Source organism: Streptomyces sp. NPDC048415, assembly GCF_040651675.1.
In the GTDB taxonomy this organism is placed as follows: Bacteria; Actinomycetota; Actinomycetes; order Streptomycetales; family Streptomycetaceae; genus Streptomyces.
On sequence record NZ_JBEZKJ010000149.1, the window covers coordinates 1 to 13,760 of the forward strand.

The following is a 13,760-nucleotide window of genomic DNA, read 5'->3' on the forward strand; positions in this document are numbered from 1 at the left end:
CGCCGGGGGTGTTTTCGCCCCTTCCGCCCCTACCCGTCCCCTATCTAGGGGGCTCCGCCCCCCAGGCCCCCCGTATCGCGCTTCGCGCTCGTCCTCAAACGCCGGACGGGCTAAAACCCTTCTCAGCCACGGCCTGTAACCTCGTTGAACCGCACACTTGTGACCTGAAGGAGCCAACCCGTGAGCCAGCGCACCCTCGTCCTGCTCAAGCCCGACGCCGTTCGTCGCGGTCTGACAGGCGAGATCATCAGCCGTATCGAGCGCAAGGCGGGCTGGCAGATCACCGCGCTGGAGCTGCGGACGCTGGACCAGGACACGCTGGAGCAGCACTACGGCGAGCACAAGGGCAAGCCGTTCTACGAGCCGCTCGTCGCCTTCATGGCCTCGGGCCCGGTCGTCGCGCTCGTCGTCGAGGGTGAGCGGGTCATCGAGGGCGTGCGCGCACTTGCTGGACCGACCGACCCGATCGCCGCCGCGCCCGGCTCCATTCGCGGCGACTTCGGGGTGATCGTCCGCGAGAACCTGATCCACGCCTCCGACTCCGAGGAGTCCGCCGAGCGTGAGCTGAAGATCTTCTTTCCGGGCCGTGTCTGAGCGTACGGACGGTAGTTTTTGAGAATTTTTCTGAGGGTGCGTCAGCGCCACTTGGGTGCCTGACCTGGGACGGCCGTGGTAATTCCGGCCGTCCCGTGGCATATGCGTGCCGATCGGGGGAACGAGTGCCCCCGATGGCCCGTCTCCACAAGCGAGGCGGTCCATCATCTGCTGACAATGGCGAAGACCCTCGCGCAGTGTTCGGGAAGGCGCGTCTACGATGGAAGCCTTCACGTCACTGCACCCACTTCGCCGTTCCTAAAAAGCCGTCAAAGCTCCACTTGGGGAAGGCCAGACGAATCCTGATGGGGAACTCAATGTCGTTCATCGGCCGTGACATGGCTGTCGACCTCGGGACCGCCAACACGCTGGTGTACGTCAGGGGTCGCGGGATCGTACTCAACGAGCCGTCCGTCGTCGCGATCAACACCAACACCGGTGGCATCCTCGCGGTCGGCGCGGAAGCGAAGAAGATGATCGGGCGCACGCCCGGCAACATCGTTGCCGTGCGTCCGCTGAAGGACGGCGTGATCGCCGACTTCGAGATCACCGAGCGGATGCTCCGCTACTTCATCCTGAAGATCCACAAGCGGCGGTATCTGGCTCGTCCGCGGGTCGTCGTCTGTGTGCCCTCCGGCATCACCGGCGTCGAGCGCCGTGCCGTGATCGAGGCGTCGTCCCAGGCCGGCGCCCGCCAGGTGCACATCATCGAGGAGCCCATGGCCGCGGCCATCGGCGCCGGCCTGCCGGTCCACGAGGCCACGGGCAACATGGTGGTGGACATCGGCGGCGGCACCACGGAGGTCGCGGTCATCTCGCTCGGCGGCATCGTCACCGCCCAGTCCATCCGCGTCGCGGGCGACGAGCTGGACAACGCGATCATCCAGCACATCAAGAAGGAGTACAGCCTCCTCCTTGGTGAGCGGACTGCCGAACAGATCAAGATCACGATCGGTTCGGCGTACGACCTCGACACTGACGAGCACACCGAAATCCGCGGCCGGGACCTCGTCTCCGGTCTGCCCAAGACGGTCGTCATCTCGGCGGCCGAAGTCCGCAAGGCGATCGAGGAGCCGGTCAACGCGATCGTCGACGCAGTGAAGACGACCCTCGACAAGTGTCCGCCGGAGTTGTCGGGCGATGTGATGGACCGCGGAATCGTTCTGACCGGCGGCGGCGCCCTGTTGCGCGGCCTCGATGAGCGACTGCGCCGCGAGACCGGTATGCCGATCCACATCGCCGAGGACCCGCTGGACAGCGTGGCGCTCGGATCGGGCAAGTGCGTCGAGGAGTTCGAGGCGCTCCAGCAGGTTCTGGACGCCCAGCCGCGCAGATGAGGTAACGCTTCGATTCCGCCGTACGAGATGATCCCTTCTCGTACGGCGGATCGTTGATATTGAGGCATAAGCTCCCCTATAACACCCCTGGGTTCTCGCCCTCCGGGGCTTACCTGGGTGAGCCATACATGAATTCCGACGAGGAAGGCACGGCCGCCGCACGTGAGGGACACACGAGAGAGCCGGCTGCTCCTGGTGCTGCTGACCGCCATCGCGTTCGCACTGATCACGGTGGACATCCGCGGGGGACAGGATTCACCGGTCGACGGTGCCCGCCTGGCCGCCGCGACGGTCTTCGGCCCGATCGAGAACGGGGTGTCGTCCGCGGTCAACCCTGTCGGCAACGCGGTCGCGGCGGTCCGCGACTCCGGTGACCGGCACGACCGTATCGCCCAACTGGAGCACGACAACGCCGCGTTGAAGGCGAAGCTCGGCAGCGACGACCGCAACCGCAGCCGTCTGAAGCAGCTCGACAAGATGATCAAGGTGGCGGGCGAGGGCCAGTACGGGATCAAGGGTGCCCAGGTCATCGCCATAGGAGCGGCCCAGGGCTTCTCCTGGACGGTGACCATCGACGTCGGCGCCCACGACGGCATCACCCGCGACATGACCGTCCTGAACGGCGACGGCCTGGTCGGCCGGGTCACCACCGTCGGCCCGGACACCGCCACCGTGCTGCTCGCCAACGACCCCGACTTCACGGTCGGTACGCGGATGGAGTCGACCGACGAACTCGGCTTCGCCTCCGGACAGGGCGACCGCCCGCTGCGCGTCGAGCTCCTCAACGGCAAGGCCAAGACCAACAAAGGTGACCGCCTTGTCACCTTCGGCTCGCAGGCCGACAAGCCGTTCGTGCCCGGTGTCCCCGTCGGTGTCGTCTCCCGCGTCGACCCCTCCGGCGGCGGCCTCACCCGCACCGTCTACGTCAGGCCGTTCGTCTCCTTCACGAAGCTCGACATCGTCGGCGTCGTCGTCGAGGCACCCAAGAACGATCCCCGCGACACCGTGCTGCCGGCGAAACCAAAACCGACGCCCACACCGACGGTGACCGTGACGGTCACCCCCTCGGAGTCCGCGCCCGTCGACGGCCAGCAGCAGTAAGAGGAGCCGAATCCCATGCGTTTCAACCGGATGCTGCTCTCCGCCACCCTGGTGGTCGTCGCCCTGGTCGTCCAGGTGAGTGTCCTTGCCCGGCTCCATCTCCCGGGCGCCGTCCCGGACCTGGTGCTCCTCACCGTGCTGGCTCTCGCCATGGTCTACGGCCATGTCGGCGGCGCCCTCATCGGCTTCGGCGCGGGCCTGCTCGCCGACCTCGTCCCGCCCGCCGACCACGCCGCCGGACGCTACGCCCTCGTGCTGTGCGTCATCGGCTACCTCGCGGGCCTGGCGAAGCCGGAGAACGGCCAGCTCAAGTCCGCGACCGGTCCGATGGCCGTGGTCGTCGCCGCCGCGATCGGCTCCACCCTGCTGTACGCCGGTGTCGGCGCCCTCGTCGGTGACACCGCCGCCCGCCATGTGGGCCTCGGCAGCCTGCTGTTCACGGCAGCCCTGTACGACCTGCTGCTCGCGCCGTTCGTCGTCCCGGCGCTGATGGCCCTGGCCCGGCGCGCCGACAACGACCCGCTCGCCGAGACCAACAGCTCGGCCAAGGCGGCCGACGTCTCCGCGGGCTGGCTGTCGTCCGGCACCGGCCTGCGCATCGGCAGCCAGCGCGGCGGCCTCAGGGTGAAGGCCGCCAGGGCGCGGGTCGCCCGCGCCGGTCGTATCAAGGGGGTCAAGCGGCTGTGAGAGCGGGCCAGTCGGAGATCCGCGTACACAGGTTGGCCGTGTACTCGTATGACTCGTACATGCACTGAGAGGGGGAGGCAGCAGCAGTGACCAATATCCCCGAGACCGGGCGGACCCCACGGGTCCAGATTCGGCTCGTCGTCATCCAGATTCTCGTACTCTCCCTCCTCGGCACCCTGGGCGGACGTCTCTGGTATCTCCAGATCCGCAACGGCGACGAGTACGCCAAGGAAGCGTCCGGCAACCACGTCCAGCAGGTCGTGCAGCCCGCCGTACGCGGCTCGATCCTGGACGCGCGCGGTGTGCCCATCGCCGACAACGAGACCCGGCTCGTGGTCTCCGCCTCGCGTACCGACCTGCTGAAGATGAAGGACGACGGCAAGGCGGCCCTCACCAAGCTCGCCGGAGTCCTCGGCATGAAGCCCGCGGACGTCATCCAGAAGGTCCGCCTCTGCGACGCCAAGACGCCGCAGCCCTGCTGGAACGGCTCGCCCTACCAGCCGATCCCCATCACCGACGAGGCCACCCCCCGGCAGGCCCTGCAGATCCGCGAGCGCTCCGAGGACTTCCCCGGCATCACCGCCGAGCCCGAGGCCGTACGCCGCTACGCCGCCCCCGGCAAGGCCAACACCGCCCAGGTGCTCGGCTACCTCTCGCCCGTCACCGACGCCGAGATCACCAAGGCCAAGGACACCCAGTCGCCCTATCTGCGCTCCGACCAGGTCGGCCGCAACGGGCTCGAGCGCCAGTACGACAAGGAGCTGCGCGGCAAGGCCGGCGTCACCCGCTACGAGGTCGACAACCTCGGCCGCGTCATCGGCAAGGCCAAGTCCGACGCCGCCGAGCCCGGATCCAACCTCGTCACCAGCATCGACTCCCGCGTTCAGCGCGTCGCCGAATACGAGCTGGACGAGGCGATGAAGGCCGCCCGCCAGCAGAACGACAAGATCACCGGCGAGAACTACAAGGCCGACTCGGGCGCCGTCGTCGTCATGGAGGCCAAGACCGGCCGGATCGTCTCCATGGCGTCCGCCCCGACCTACGACCCGAACGCCTGGGTCGGTGGCATCTCCGCCAAGGACTACAAGCGGCTCACCGGCAAGGACTCCGACTACCCGCTGCTCAACCGGGCCATACAGGGTCAGTCCGCGCCCGGTTCGACGTTCAAGGTGGTCTCCACGGCCGCCGCGGTCCAGGCCGGCTACGACTTCAACGGCAGCTACCCGTGCACGAGTTCGTACTCGGTCGGTGGCCAGGTCTTCAAGAACTTCGAGGGGGAGAGCTTCGGCCCCATCCCCCTCGGCCGGGCCCTCGAGGTCTCCTGCGACACCGTCTTCTACGGACTCGCGGACCGGGAGTGGAAGAAGGACGGCGGCATCAACCCGAAGAAGAACCAGCCCAAGGACTACTTCTTCAAGACCGCCCACCAGTTCGGCCTCGGCAAGGAGACCGGCGTCGACCTGCCCAACGAGGTCACCGGCCGCGTCCCCGACCGCCAGTGGAAGCTGAACTACTGGAAGGCCAACAAGGACGCCTGGTGCAAGACCGGCAAGAAGAACGGCACCTACGTCGAGAAGATCGCCTTCGAGAACTGCCTCGAGGGCAACAAGATGCGTGAGGGTGACGAGATCAACTACTCCATCGGCCAGGGCGACACCCTCGTCACGCCGATCCAGGAGGCCATGATCTACGGGGCGATCGCCAACGGCGGCACCGTGCACACGCCGACCATCGGCAAGGCGATCGTCAGCGCCGACGGCAAGACGGTGAAGGAGATCAAGCCCCAGACCCGCGGCAAGCTGCCGATCAGCCAGGCCACGATCAAGGGCATGGACGCGGCCCTCGAGGGCGTCGTCACGCGCGGTACCGCCGCCTGGAAGTTCGGCGGCTGGCCGCAGGACAAGATCCCGCTGCACGCCAAGACCGGTACCGCCGAGGTCTACGGCAAGCAGACGACGTCGTGGCTGGCCACGTACTCCAAGGACTACACGATCGTCATGACGATCGCTCAGGCCGGTACGGGTTCCGGCGCCTCCGGTGAGGCCGTGCGCAACATCTACAACGCGCTGTACGGCGTGCAGGCCGACGGCTCCATCGACAAGAAGAAGGCCCTGCTGCCCACCCCCGAGAAGAGCCTGCCGAAGATCCAGACGGACGGCTCGATCGACGCCCCGGCGATCTCCAAGGACCCGGTCAAGGACCTGCAGGCCAGCGAGACCGACAACTCCGGGAACACGGACCAGCAGCTCCCCGCGGGCACCACACCCTCGCCCACCGCGAGCAACCGCAACACCCGAAGGCGCACGGCCCGCCCGAAGAAGAGGCGGAGGATCCTGACATGACGACGGGTGACGAAGGTGTCGAGGATCCTGACATGACGACCGGAGCGATCAAGGTGCTGAGGATCCTGACATGACCGGAGCGAACAACTTCTCCGTCTCCGGGTACGGGCCCGAGCGCGCGGGCTGGACACGACTGTTCGCCCGCGACTCACTGGCCAGGCGTCTCGACTGGCCGATACTCCTGTCGGCCATCGCGCTCTCGCTGATCGGCTCGGCCCTGGTCTACTCGGCGACCCGCAACCGCACCGAGATCAATCAGGGCGACCCGTACTACTTCCTCGTCCGGCACCTCATGAACACCGGCATCGGATTCGCTCTGATGATCGGCACGGTCTGGCTCGGTCACCGCACCCTGCGCACGGCCGTGCCGATCCTCTATGGCCTCTCGGTCTTCCTGATCCTCATGGTGCTCACCCCGCTGGGCGCCACGGTCAACGGCGCCCACGCGTGGATCGTGCTGGGCGGCGGCTTCTCGCTCCAGCCCTCCGAGTTCGTGAAGATCACGATCATTCTGGGCATGGCGATGCTGCTGGCGGCCCGGGTCGACGCGGGCGACAAGCCCTACCCCGACCACCGCACGGTCCTGCAGGCGCTCGGCCTCGCCGCCGTCCCGATCATGATCGTGATGCTGATGCCCGACCTCGGCTCGGTCATGGTCATGGTCATCATCATCCTCGGCGTGCTGCTCGCCTCCGGCGCGTCCAACCGCTGGGTGTTCGGGCTGCTCGGCACCGGCGCCCTCGGCGCGATCGCCGTCTGGCAACTGCACATCCTCGACGAGTACCAGATCAACCGCTTCGCCGCCTTCGCCAACCCCAGCCTCGACCCGGCGGGCGTCGGCTACAACACCAACCAGGCGCGTATCGCCATCGGTTCGGGCGGGCTCTTCGGCACGGGCCTGGGCCACGGTTCCCAGACCACGGGCCAGTTCGTCCCCGAGCAGCAGACCGACTTCGTCTTCACGGTGGCGGGCGAGGAACTCGGCTTCGTGGGTGCCGGGCTGATCCTCTTCCTCCTGGGCGTCGTGCTGTGGCGCGCCTGCCGGATCGCCCGCGAGACGACCGAGCTGTACGGCACGATCGTCGCCGCCGGCATCATCGCCTGGTTCGCCTTCCAGTCCTTCGAGAACATCGGCATGACCCTCGGCATCATGCCGGTCGCGGGACTTCCCCTGCCGTTCGTGTCCTACGGAGGCTCGTCGATGTTCGCGGTGTGGGTGGCGGTGGGGTTGCTGCAGTCGATCAGGGTGCAGCGCCCGATGTCGGCGTAGGCGTCCGGCCGGGGCCGCCGAGAGGGGCGAAATCCGCTCTCAGCGGGGCCGGTCGCCCACTCCCGCCCCGCCCCCGCTGCCACTAGATTCAGGTCATGGTGGACACGAAGCGCGAGATCGAGCGGAAGTACGAGGGCCCCGCAACCGACGACGACGACGCGGCGCTGCCGGACCTCAGCGGCGTCCCCGGCGTAGCGAACGTCATCGACAAGGGTGTAGCGGAACTCGACGCCACCTACTACGACACGCCCGACCAGCGGCTCGCCGCCGCCTCGCTCACCCTGCGCCGCCGCACCGGCGGCGACGACGCGGGCTGGCACCTCAAACTCCCCGTCTCCGACGGCGTACGCGACGAGATCCGCGCCCCCCTCTCCGACACCGTCCCCCACGCACTCACCGGCCTCGTACGCTCCCGCGTCCGCGACACCGAACTCGTCCCCCTCGTACGCCTGTTGTCCGCCCGCGACATCCGCCACCTCGTCGACGCCGCCGGCACGCTCCTCGCCGAGGTCAGCCTCGACCGCGTCCGCGCCGAGCGGCTCAGCGGCGGCGCGGGCACCGCCGAGTGGACCGAGATCGAGGTGGAGTTGGCGGACGACGGTGACCCCGCGTTCCTCGACAAGGTCGAGAAGAAGCTCCGCAAGGCGGGCCTGAACCGCTCCTCCTCGTCCTCCAAGCTGGCGAAGGCGCTGGGGGAGACCGGCGATCGCGAGAAGCCCGCGGCCGGCCCGGTCGGCCGGGACCCGGTCACGGCCGGCGACCACGTTCTCGCCTATCTCCGTGCCCAGCGCGACGCGATCGTCGAACTGGACCCGGCCGTCCGCCGCGACGTCCACGACTCCGTGCACAGCATGCGCGTCGCCACCCGCCGGATGCGCAGCGCGCTGCGCTCGTACGCCAAGGTCCTCGACCGCGCTCTCACCGACCCGATCGGCGAGGAACTGAAGTGGCTGGCCGGCGAGCTCGGCGTCGACCGGGACCAGGAGGTCCTCACCGAGCGGCTCACCCGGGCGCTCGACGATCTGCCGGGCACGCTGGTCTCGGGCCCCGTCCGCACCCGTCTCGACACCTGGTCGCAGGGCCGCCGCGGGGGCTCGCGGCGCCGCTTGATCGCCGTACTGGACGGAACGCGGTACCTGGACCTGCTGGCCGCGCTCGACGCGGTCGTCGCCGACCCGCCGCTGCTCAAGGCGGCGGCGGGCGACCCGTCGCAGGTGATCGCGAAGGCCGTCCGGCAGGACTTCAAGAAGGTCGCCGACCTGGTCGGACAGGCCCTCGCCATACCGTCCGGCACCGACCGCGACCCCGTCCTGCACGAGGCCCGCAAGAAGGCCAAGCGCACCCGGTACGCGGCCGAGGTCGCCATTCCGGCCCTGGGCAGGCCCGCCACCGACCTGGCCAAGTCGATGAAGTACCTGCAGGCCCTGCTCGGCGATCACCAGGACAGCGTGATGACCCGCGGGGCCCTGCTGGAACTCGCCGCCGAGGCGTACGCGGCGGGGGAGAGTTCGTTCACGTACGGGGTGCTCTACGGGCGGGAGGAGCAGCAGGCGGCGGCTGCCGAGGCGGTGTTGCCCGCGGCCTGGGAGGCGATCGAGGACGCGGCGGCGGTCTGACGGGTAAGCGGGTCCTCCCGGGCGCGTTAGCCTAGATGGTCAACCCTGTCAGCTCACGAAGGTTCGCGAGATGCCTGCCGAATCCGCTGTGTCGGTCTTCCCGCAGCTCGAAGCTCTGCTCCCGCATGTGCAGAAGCCGATCCAGTACGTCGGCGGAGAGCTCAACTCCACGGTCAAGCCCTGGGACGCCTGTGACGTCCGCTGGGCGCTGATGTACCCGGACGCATACGAGGTAGGGCTGCCCAACCAGGGCGTCATGATCCTCTACGAGGTACTGAACGAGCGCCAGGGCGTGCTCGCCGAGCGCACGTACAGCGTGTGGCCGGACCTGGAGGAGCTGATGCGCGAGCACCAGGTCCCGCAGTTCACGGTCGACAGCCACCGCCCGGTGAAGGCCTTCGACGTCTTCGGCCTGTCCTTCTCCACGGAGCTGGGCTACACGAACATGCTGACGGCCCTGGATCTGGCCGGGATCCCGCTGGAGTCCAAGGACCGTACGCTCGACGACCCGATCGTGCTGGCCGGCGGCCACGCGGCCTTCAACCCGGAGCCGATCGCCGACTTCATCGACGCGGCGATCATCGGCGACGGCGAGCAGGCCGTGCTCGACATGACCGAGATCATCCGTGCCTGGAAGGCGGAGGGCCGGCCGGGCGGCCGCGAGGAGGTCCTCTTCCGCCTCGCGAAGACGGGCTCGGTGTACATCCCGGCGTTCTACGACGTCGAGTACCTCTCCGACGGCCGTATCGCCCGCGTCGTCCCGAACAAGTCGGGCGTCCCGTGGCGGGTCTCCAAGCACACGGTCATGGACCTCGACGAGTGGCCCTACCCCAAGCAGCCCCTCGTCCCCCTCGCGGAGACGGTCCATGAGCGCATGTCGGTGGAGATCTTCCGCGGCTGCACGCGCGGCTGCCGCTTCTGCCAGGCGGGCATGATCACCCGCCCGGTGCGTGAGCGCTCCATCACCGGCATCGGCGACATGGTGGAGAAGGGCCTGAAGGCGACGGGCTTCGAGGAGGTGGGCCTTCTCTCGCTGTCCTCCGCCGACCACTCGGAGATCGGCGACATCGCCAAGGGCCTGGCGGACCGGTACGAGGAGGACAAGATCGGCCTCTCGCTGCCCTCGACCCGCGTGGATGCCTTCAACGTCGACCTGGCGAACGAGCTGACGCGCAACGGCCGCCGCTCGGGACTGACCTTCGCCCCCGAGGGCGGCAGCGAGCGCATGCGCAAGGTCATCAACAAGATGGTCTCGGAAGAGGACCTGATCCGGACCGTCTCCACGGCGTACGGCAACGGCTGGCGCCAGGTGAAGCTGTACTTCATGTGCGGCCTGCCCACCGAGACCGACGAGGACGTCCTGCAGATCGCCGACATGGCGATGAACGTGATCGCCGAGGGCCGCAAGGCCTCCGGCCAGAACGACATCCGCTGCACGGTGTCGATCGGCGGCTTCGTCCCCAAGCCCCACACCCCCTTCCAGTGGGCGCCGCAGCTGAGCGCCGAGGAGACGGATGCCCGTCTCGCCAAGCTCCGCGACAAGATCCGCGGCGACAAGAAGTACGGCCGCTCGATCGGCTTCCGCTACCACGACGGCAAGCCCGGCATCGTCGAGGGCCTGCTCTCCCGCGGTGACCGCCGTATCGGTTCCGTCATCCGCGCCGTCTACGAGGACGGCGGCCGCTTCGATGGCTGGCGCGAGCACTTCTCGTACGACCGCTGGATGAGCTGCGCCGACAAGACCCTCCCCGCCTTCGGCGTGGACGTCGACTGGTACACCACCCGCGAGCGCACGTACGAGGAGGTCCTCCCCTGGGACCACCTCGACTCGGGTCTCGACAAGGACTGGCTCTGGGAGGACTGGCAGGACTCCCTCGACGAGACCGAGGTCGAGGACTGCCGCTGGACTCCGTGCTTCGACTGCGGCGTGTGCCCCGCCATGCAGACCGAGATCCAGGTCGGCCCGACAGGCAAGAAGCTGCTCCCGCTGACGGTGAAGCAGCCGGCGGCGAGTGGGCACAGCCACTAGCCCCGACACCAGTGAGGCCCCTCCCATTCCTTCGGAGGGGCCTCACCGGCGTTGGGCCGTAACGGAAAGGCTGCGCACCCCTCCACGAGCGCGGTACGCAACGGTGTGGGTGGGGATGAGCTCGATGTTGGTGAAGCCCGCCGCTTCGAGGCCCTCGCGGTACTCGGTGAAGGAGTACGCCCGTGCCCTCGGCCTCGAGCGCGTGCTCGTTACGTGTGACACCGCCAACACCGGCTCTCGCAAGGTGATCTAGGCGGGCGGCGGGGAGTTCGAGGATGAGCGGCGCGGAAAGCTGCGCTATTGGATCCAGACGGCCCGCTGAGGCGTCTACCCGGGTATGGAACTGGAAAAGCCGTCTGCTGAGCGGCCCATGGCACAGGCCGAGGGGTGCCTCGCCGTCGCGATCCGCATCCCCGTGCGGATCGTGGTGCTCGTCCTGTTCGTGCCGGTGCGGATGACGTGGGACGCGCTGGTCGTGGGCGGACGGTTCCTTCGGGACACCGTGCTGCGGCCGCTGGGGCGGGCGCTCGCCTGGCTGGCGTGGGCGGTGTTCGTCTGGCCGTGGGTGACGCTGTGGCGGTATGCCGTCGTGCCGGCCGGCAGGGCGCTGGCATGGCTCGGGCAGGTGCTGCTCGTGGTGCCCGCGGTGTGGCTGTACCGCACGGTGCTGACGCCCGTCGGCCACGCGATCGCCTGGGCGGCGCGGGGGATCGGCGCCGCGCTCGCATGGGCGTTCGGCATCATCGGTGCCGCGCTCGCGTGGGTCTTCGGCGGCATCGGTGCCGCGCTCGCGTGGGTCTTGGGCGGCATCGCGGCCGCGCTCGCCTGGGTGTACGCCCGCCTGCTCACGCCGCTCGGGCACGCGATCGCCTGGCTGTTGAAGGGCGTGGGGCTGGTGCTCGCGGCAGTCGGGCTCGGGGTGTACACCGCCGTCGCCTGGCTGGTGCGGTACCTGATCGTCGTACCGGCCCAGTGGCTGTACGAGTGGGTCCTCGCGCCCGTCGGCAAGGGGATCGCCTGGCTGGCGCGAGGTCTCGGATGGCTCGTACGGATGATCTTCACCGGGATCGGAGCGGCGATCTACTGGACGCTGCGGATCCTGCTGGTGCTGCCCGCGCTCGCCGTGTGGCGATGGGTGCTCGTGCCGGTCGGACGCGTGCTCGCCGTCATCGGCAGGGAGATCGGCGAGGCCCTCGGGCACGCCTGGCGCGTCGCCGGGCACATCTCACTCGCCGTCGGCCGCTTTCTCGGACGACTCTTCCGGTGGATCTTCGTGGAGCCGGTGCGCTGGGTCTACCGGACCCTGCTGACGCCCGTCGGACACGTGGTGCGTGACCTGGTGCTGCGGCCCGCCGCCGAGGCCGCGCGCAGCGTCGGACGGGTGACGCGGCAGGCCCTGGCCGCCGCCCGCGACTCCGCCCGGCAGGCCCGCGCCGACTTCCGGCGGATGCTGTTCGGGACGCCCCGCGAGCCCCCGCCGGTGGCCCGGCGGGAACCAGCGGCCGGTGAGACACGTACTCTAGGTAGCAGTACGACCGCACTCACGAAGGACTGAACGACACTGGGCAAGCGACAGCCCGAAGGCCCGCCGCCCGCACCCGCGGTGCAGCGCATCCGACTGCGCTACACCAAGCGCGGCCGCCTCCGGTTCACCAGCCACCGTGACTTCCAGCGCGCCTTCGAGCGTGCGCTGCGCCGCGCCGAGGTGCCGATGGCGTACTCGGCGGGGTTCACGCCGCATCCGAAGGTGTCGTACGCCAATGCCGCACCCACCGGCACGGGCAGTGAGGCGGAGTACCTGGAGATCGCGCTCACCGCGGCGCGTGACCCTGAGAAGCTGCGCGAGCTCCTCGACGAGTCGCTGCCCGCCGGGCTCGACATCATCGAGGCGGTCGAGGCCCGCACCTCGGGTCTCGCCGACCGGCTCACCGCGTCCGTGTGGGAGCTGCGCCTCGACGGCGTGGCGCCCGAGGACGCGAAGCGCGCGGTCGACGCCTTCAAAGCGGCGGAGACCGTCGAGGTCCAGCGCAAGACCAAGAACGGCATGCGGACCTTCGACGCACGCAGTGCTGTGACAAGCCTTGAAGCAAGCCATGAGACCAACTGTCCACAGCCCGCTGCAAGCGTCGGCCCGGCAGAGGGAGCGGCTGACGTCGCGCCCCTTGCTGGGCCGACCGACCAGCCCTGTGCGATACTGCGGCTGGTTGTTCGGCACGTGACGCCTGCCGTACGACCCGACGACGTCCTGTCCGGTCTTCGCGCCGTGGCCGACCTGGCGCCGCCGGTCGCCGCAGCGGTGACCAGGCTGGCGCAGGGGCTGTTCGATGAAGAGACCGGCACGGTGACCGACCCGCTCGCGCCCGACCGCGAGGCAGAAGCAGCCGCCCCACAACCGGCCGCCGCTTCCGCCGCCGCGAAGGCGCCGGCGTAGGTCCCGCGTAAGGACGGATGCCGTAACGCCGCCCTCGTATCCGGGAGCCACCTGGGTCGGGCAGCGCACAGACCAGAAGACTTTCGCCAGGCCGTACGCACACATGGCGTACGGAACCGGCGAGACAGGACACAGAGAGCTCCCGTGCGGCGCCCGCGCCCCGGACGGCGGCACCGCGCATCGCGCGAGCCGCGGACGTCACCGGCACTGCCGGACCAGGCGCGGCGCCCGGGAGCCTGACGGGAGATCCACCCGCATGCTCGAGCCGATCGAACCCACTGAGGGTTCCGAAACCAACAACACACCCAGCGACACCCTGCCGCCGCGGCGCCGCCGCCGTGCGGCGTCGCGCC

At 69.1% G+C, this 13,760-nt stretch carries 10 protein-coding genes and 1 pseudogene; 10 read left to right on the forward strand and 1 reads right to left on the reverse strand.

Going from position 1 to position 13,760, the window contains the following annotated elements; genetic code table 11:
- Positions 1-180 precede the first annotated feature (180 nt).
- The 8 genes from ndk (at position 181) to AB0D27_RS43055 (ending at position 10,976) form a co-directional block, all read left to right on the forward strand.
- Positions 181-594 carry a nucleoside-diphosphate kinase gene (gene ndk / locus AB0D27_RS43020; RefSeq protein ID WP_121403076.1) on the forward strand — a complete coding sequence of 138 codons (414 nt, stop codon included), beginning with the start codon at positions 181-183 and terminating at the stop codon, positions 592-594.
- Positions 595-911: 317 nt separating this feature from the next.
- Positions 912-1,931 carry a rod shape-determining protein gene (locus AB0D27_RS43025; RefSeq protein WP_103551380.1) on the forward strand — a complete coding sequence of 340 codons (1,020 nt, stop codon included), beginning with the start codon at positions 912-914 and terminating at the stop codon, positions 1,929-1,931.
- Positions 1,932-2,093: 162 nt separating this feature from the next.
- Positions 2,094-3,032: a rod shape-determining protein MreC gene (mreC, locus tag AB0D27_RS43030; RefSeq protein ID WP_362520483.1), complete on the forward strand. Its 939-nt coding sequence runs from the start codon at positions 2,094-2,096 to the stop codon at positions 3,030-3,032.
- 15 nt (positions 3,033-3,047) lie between these two features.
- On the forward strand, positions 3,048-3,719 hold the full coding sequence (gene mreD / locus AB0D27_RS43035) for a rod shape-determining protein MreD (RefSeq protein WP_362520486.1): 672 nt from the start codon (positions 3,048-3,050) through the stop codon (positions 3,717-3,719).
- A gap of 86 nt (positions 3,720-3,805) precedes the next feature.
- Positions 3,806-6,061: a penicillin-binding protein 2 gene (gene mrdA, locus AB0D27_RS43040; protein WP_362520489.1), complete on the forward strand. Its 2,256-nt coding sequence runs from the start codon at positions 3,806-3,808 to the stop codon at positions 6,059-6,061.
- A gap of 70 nt (positions 6,062-6,131) precedes the next feature.
- Positions 6,132-7,331, forward strand: coding sequence for a rod shape-determining protein RodA (gene rodA / locus AB0D27_RS43045; RefSeq protein ID WP_362520492.1), 1,200 nt, complete (start codon positions 6,132-6,134; stop codon positions 7,329-7,331).
- 95 nt (positions 7,332-7,426) lie between these two features.
- On the forward strand, positions 7,427-8,947 hold the full coding sequence (locus AB0D27_RS43050) for a CYTH and CHAD domain-containing protein (RefSeq protein WP_362520495.1): 1,521 nt from the start codon (positions 7,427-7,429) through the stop codon (positions 8,945-8,947).
- A 70-nt stretch (positions 8,948-9,017) separates the two neighbouring features.
- Positions 9,018-10,976: a TIGR03960 family B12-binding radical SAM protein gene (locus AB0D27_RS43055; protein ID WP_362520498.1), complete on the forward strand. Its 1,959-nt coding sequence runs from the start codon at positions 9,018-9,020 to the stop codon at positions 10,974-10,976.
- Positions 10,977-11,018: 42 nt separating this feature from the next.
- On the opposite strand, the pseudogene AB0D27_RS43060 reads toward AB0D27_RS43055, so the two are convergent.
- Positions 11,019-11,162 (reverse strand): annotated as a pseudogene (locus tag AB0D27_RS43060) (arsenite S-adenosylmethyltransferase); the annotation flags it as partial.
- Positions 11,163-11,313: 151 nt separating this feature from the next.
- Here AB0D27_RS43060 and AB0D27_RS43065 point away from each other — a divergent pair.
- Positions 11,314-12,531, forward strand: coding sequence for a hypothetical protein (locus AB0D27_RS43065; RefSeq protein ID WP_362520500.1), 1,218 nt, complete (start codon positions 11,314-11,316; stop codon positions 12,529-12,531).
- A gap of 48 nt (positions 12,532-12,579) precedes the next feature.
- Positions 12,580-13,407, forward strand: a complete 828-nt coding sequence (locus AB0D27_RS43070; RefSeq protein ID WP_362520502.1) for a TIGR03936 family radical SAM-associated protein — start codon at positions 12,580-12,582, stop codon at positions 13,405-13,407.
- The last annotated feature ends 353 nt before the right edge of the window (positions 13,408-13,760 follow it).

Coding starts and splice junctions, on each gene's coding strand:
- AB0D27_RS43025 (WP_103551380.1), top strand. CDS start 912: ATGTCGTTCATCGGCCGTGACATGGCTGTCGACCTCGGGACCGCCAAC.
- mreD (WP_362520486.1), top strand. CDS start 3,048: ATGCGTTTCAACCGGATGCTGCTCTCCGCCACCCTGGTGGTCGTCGCC.
- AB0D27_RS43050 (WP_362520495.1), top strand. CDS start 7,427: ATGGTGGACACGAAGCGCGAGATCGAGCGGAAGTACGAGGGCCCCGCA.
- AB0D27_RS43055 (WP_362520498.1), top strand. CDS start 9,018: ATGCCTGCCGAATCCGCTGTGTCGGTCTTCCCGCAGCTCGAAGCTCTG.
- rodA (WP_362520492.1), top strand. CDS start 6,132: ATGACCGGAGCGAACAACTTCTCCGTCTCCGGGTACGGGCCCGAGCGC.
- AB0D27_RS43065 (WP_362520500.1), top strand. CDS start 11,314: ATGGAACTGGAAAAGCCGTCTGCTGAGCGGCCCATGGCACAGGCCGAG.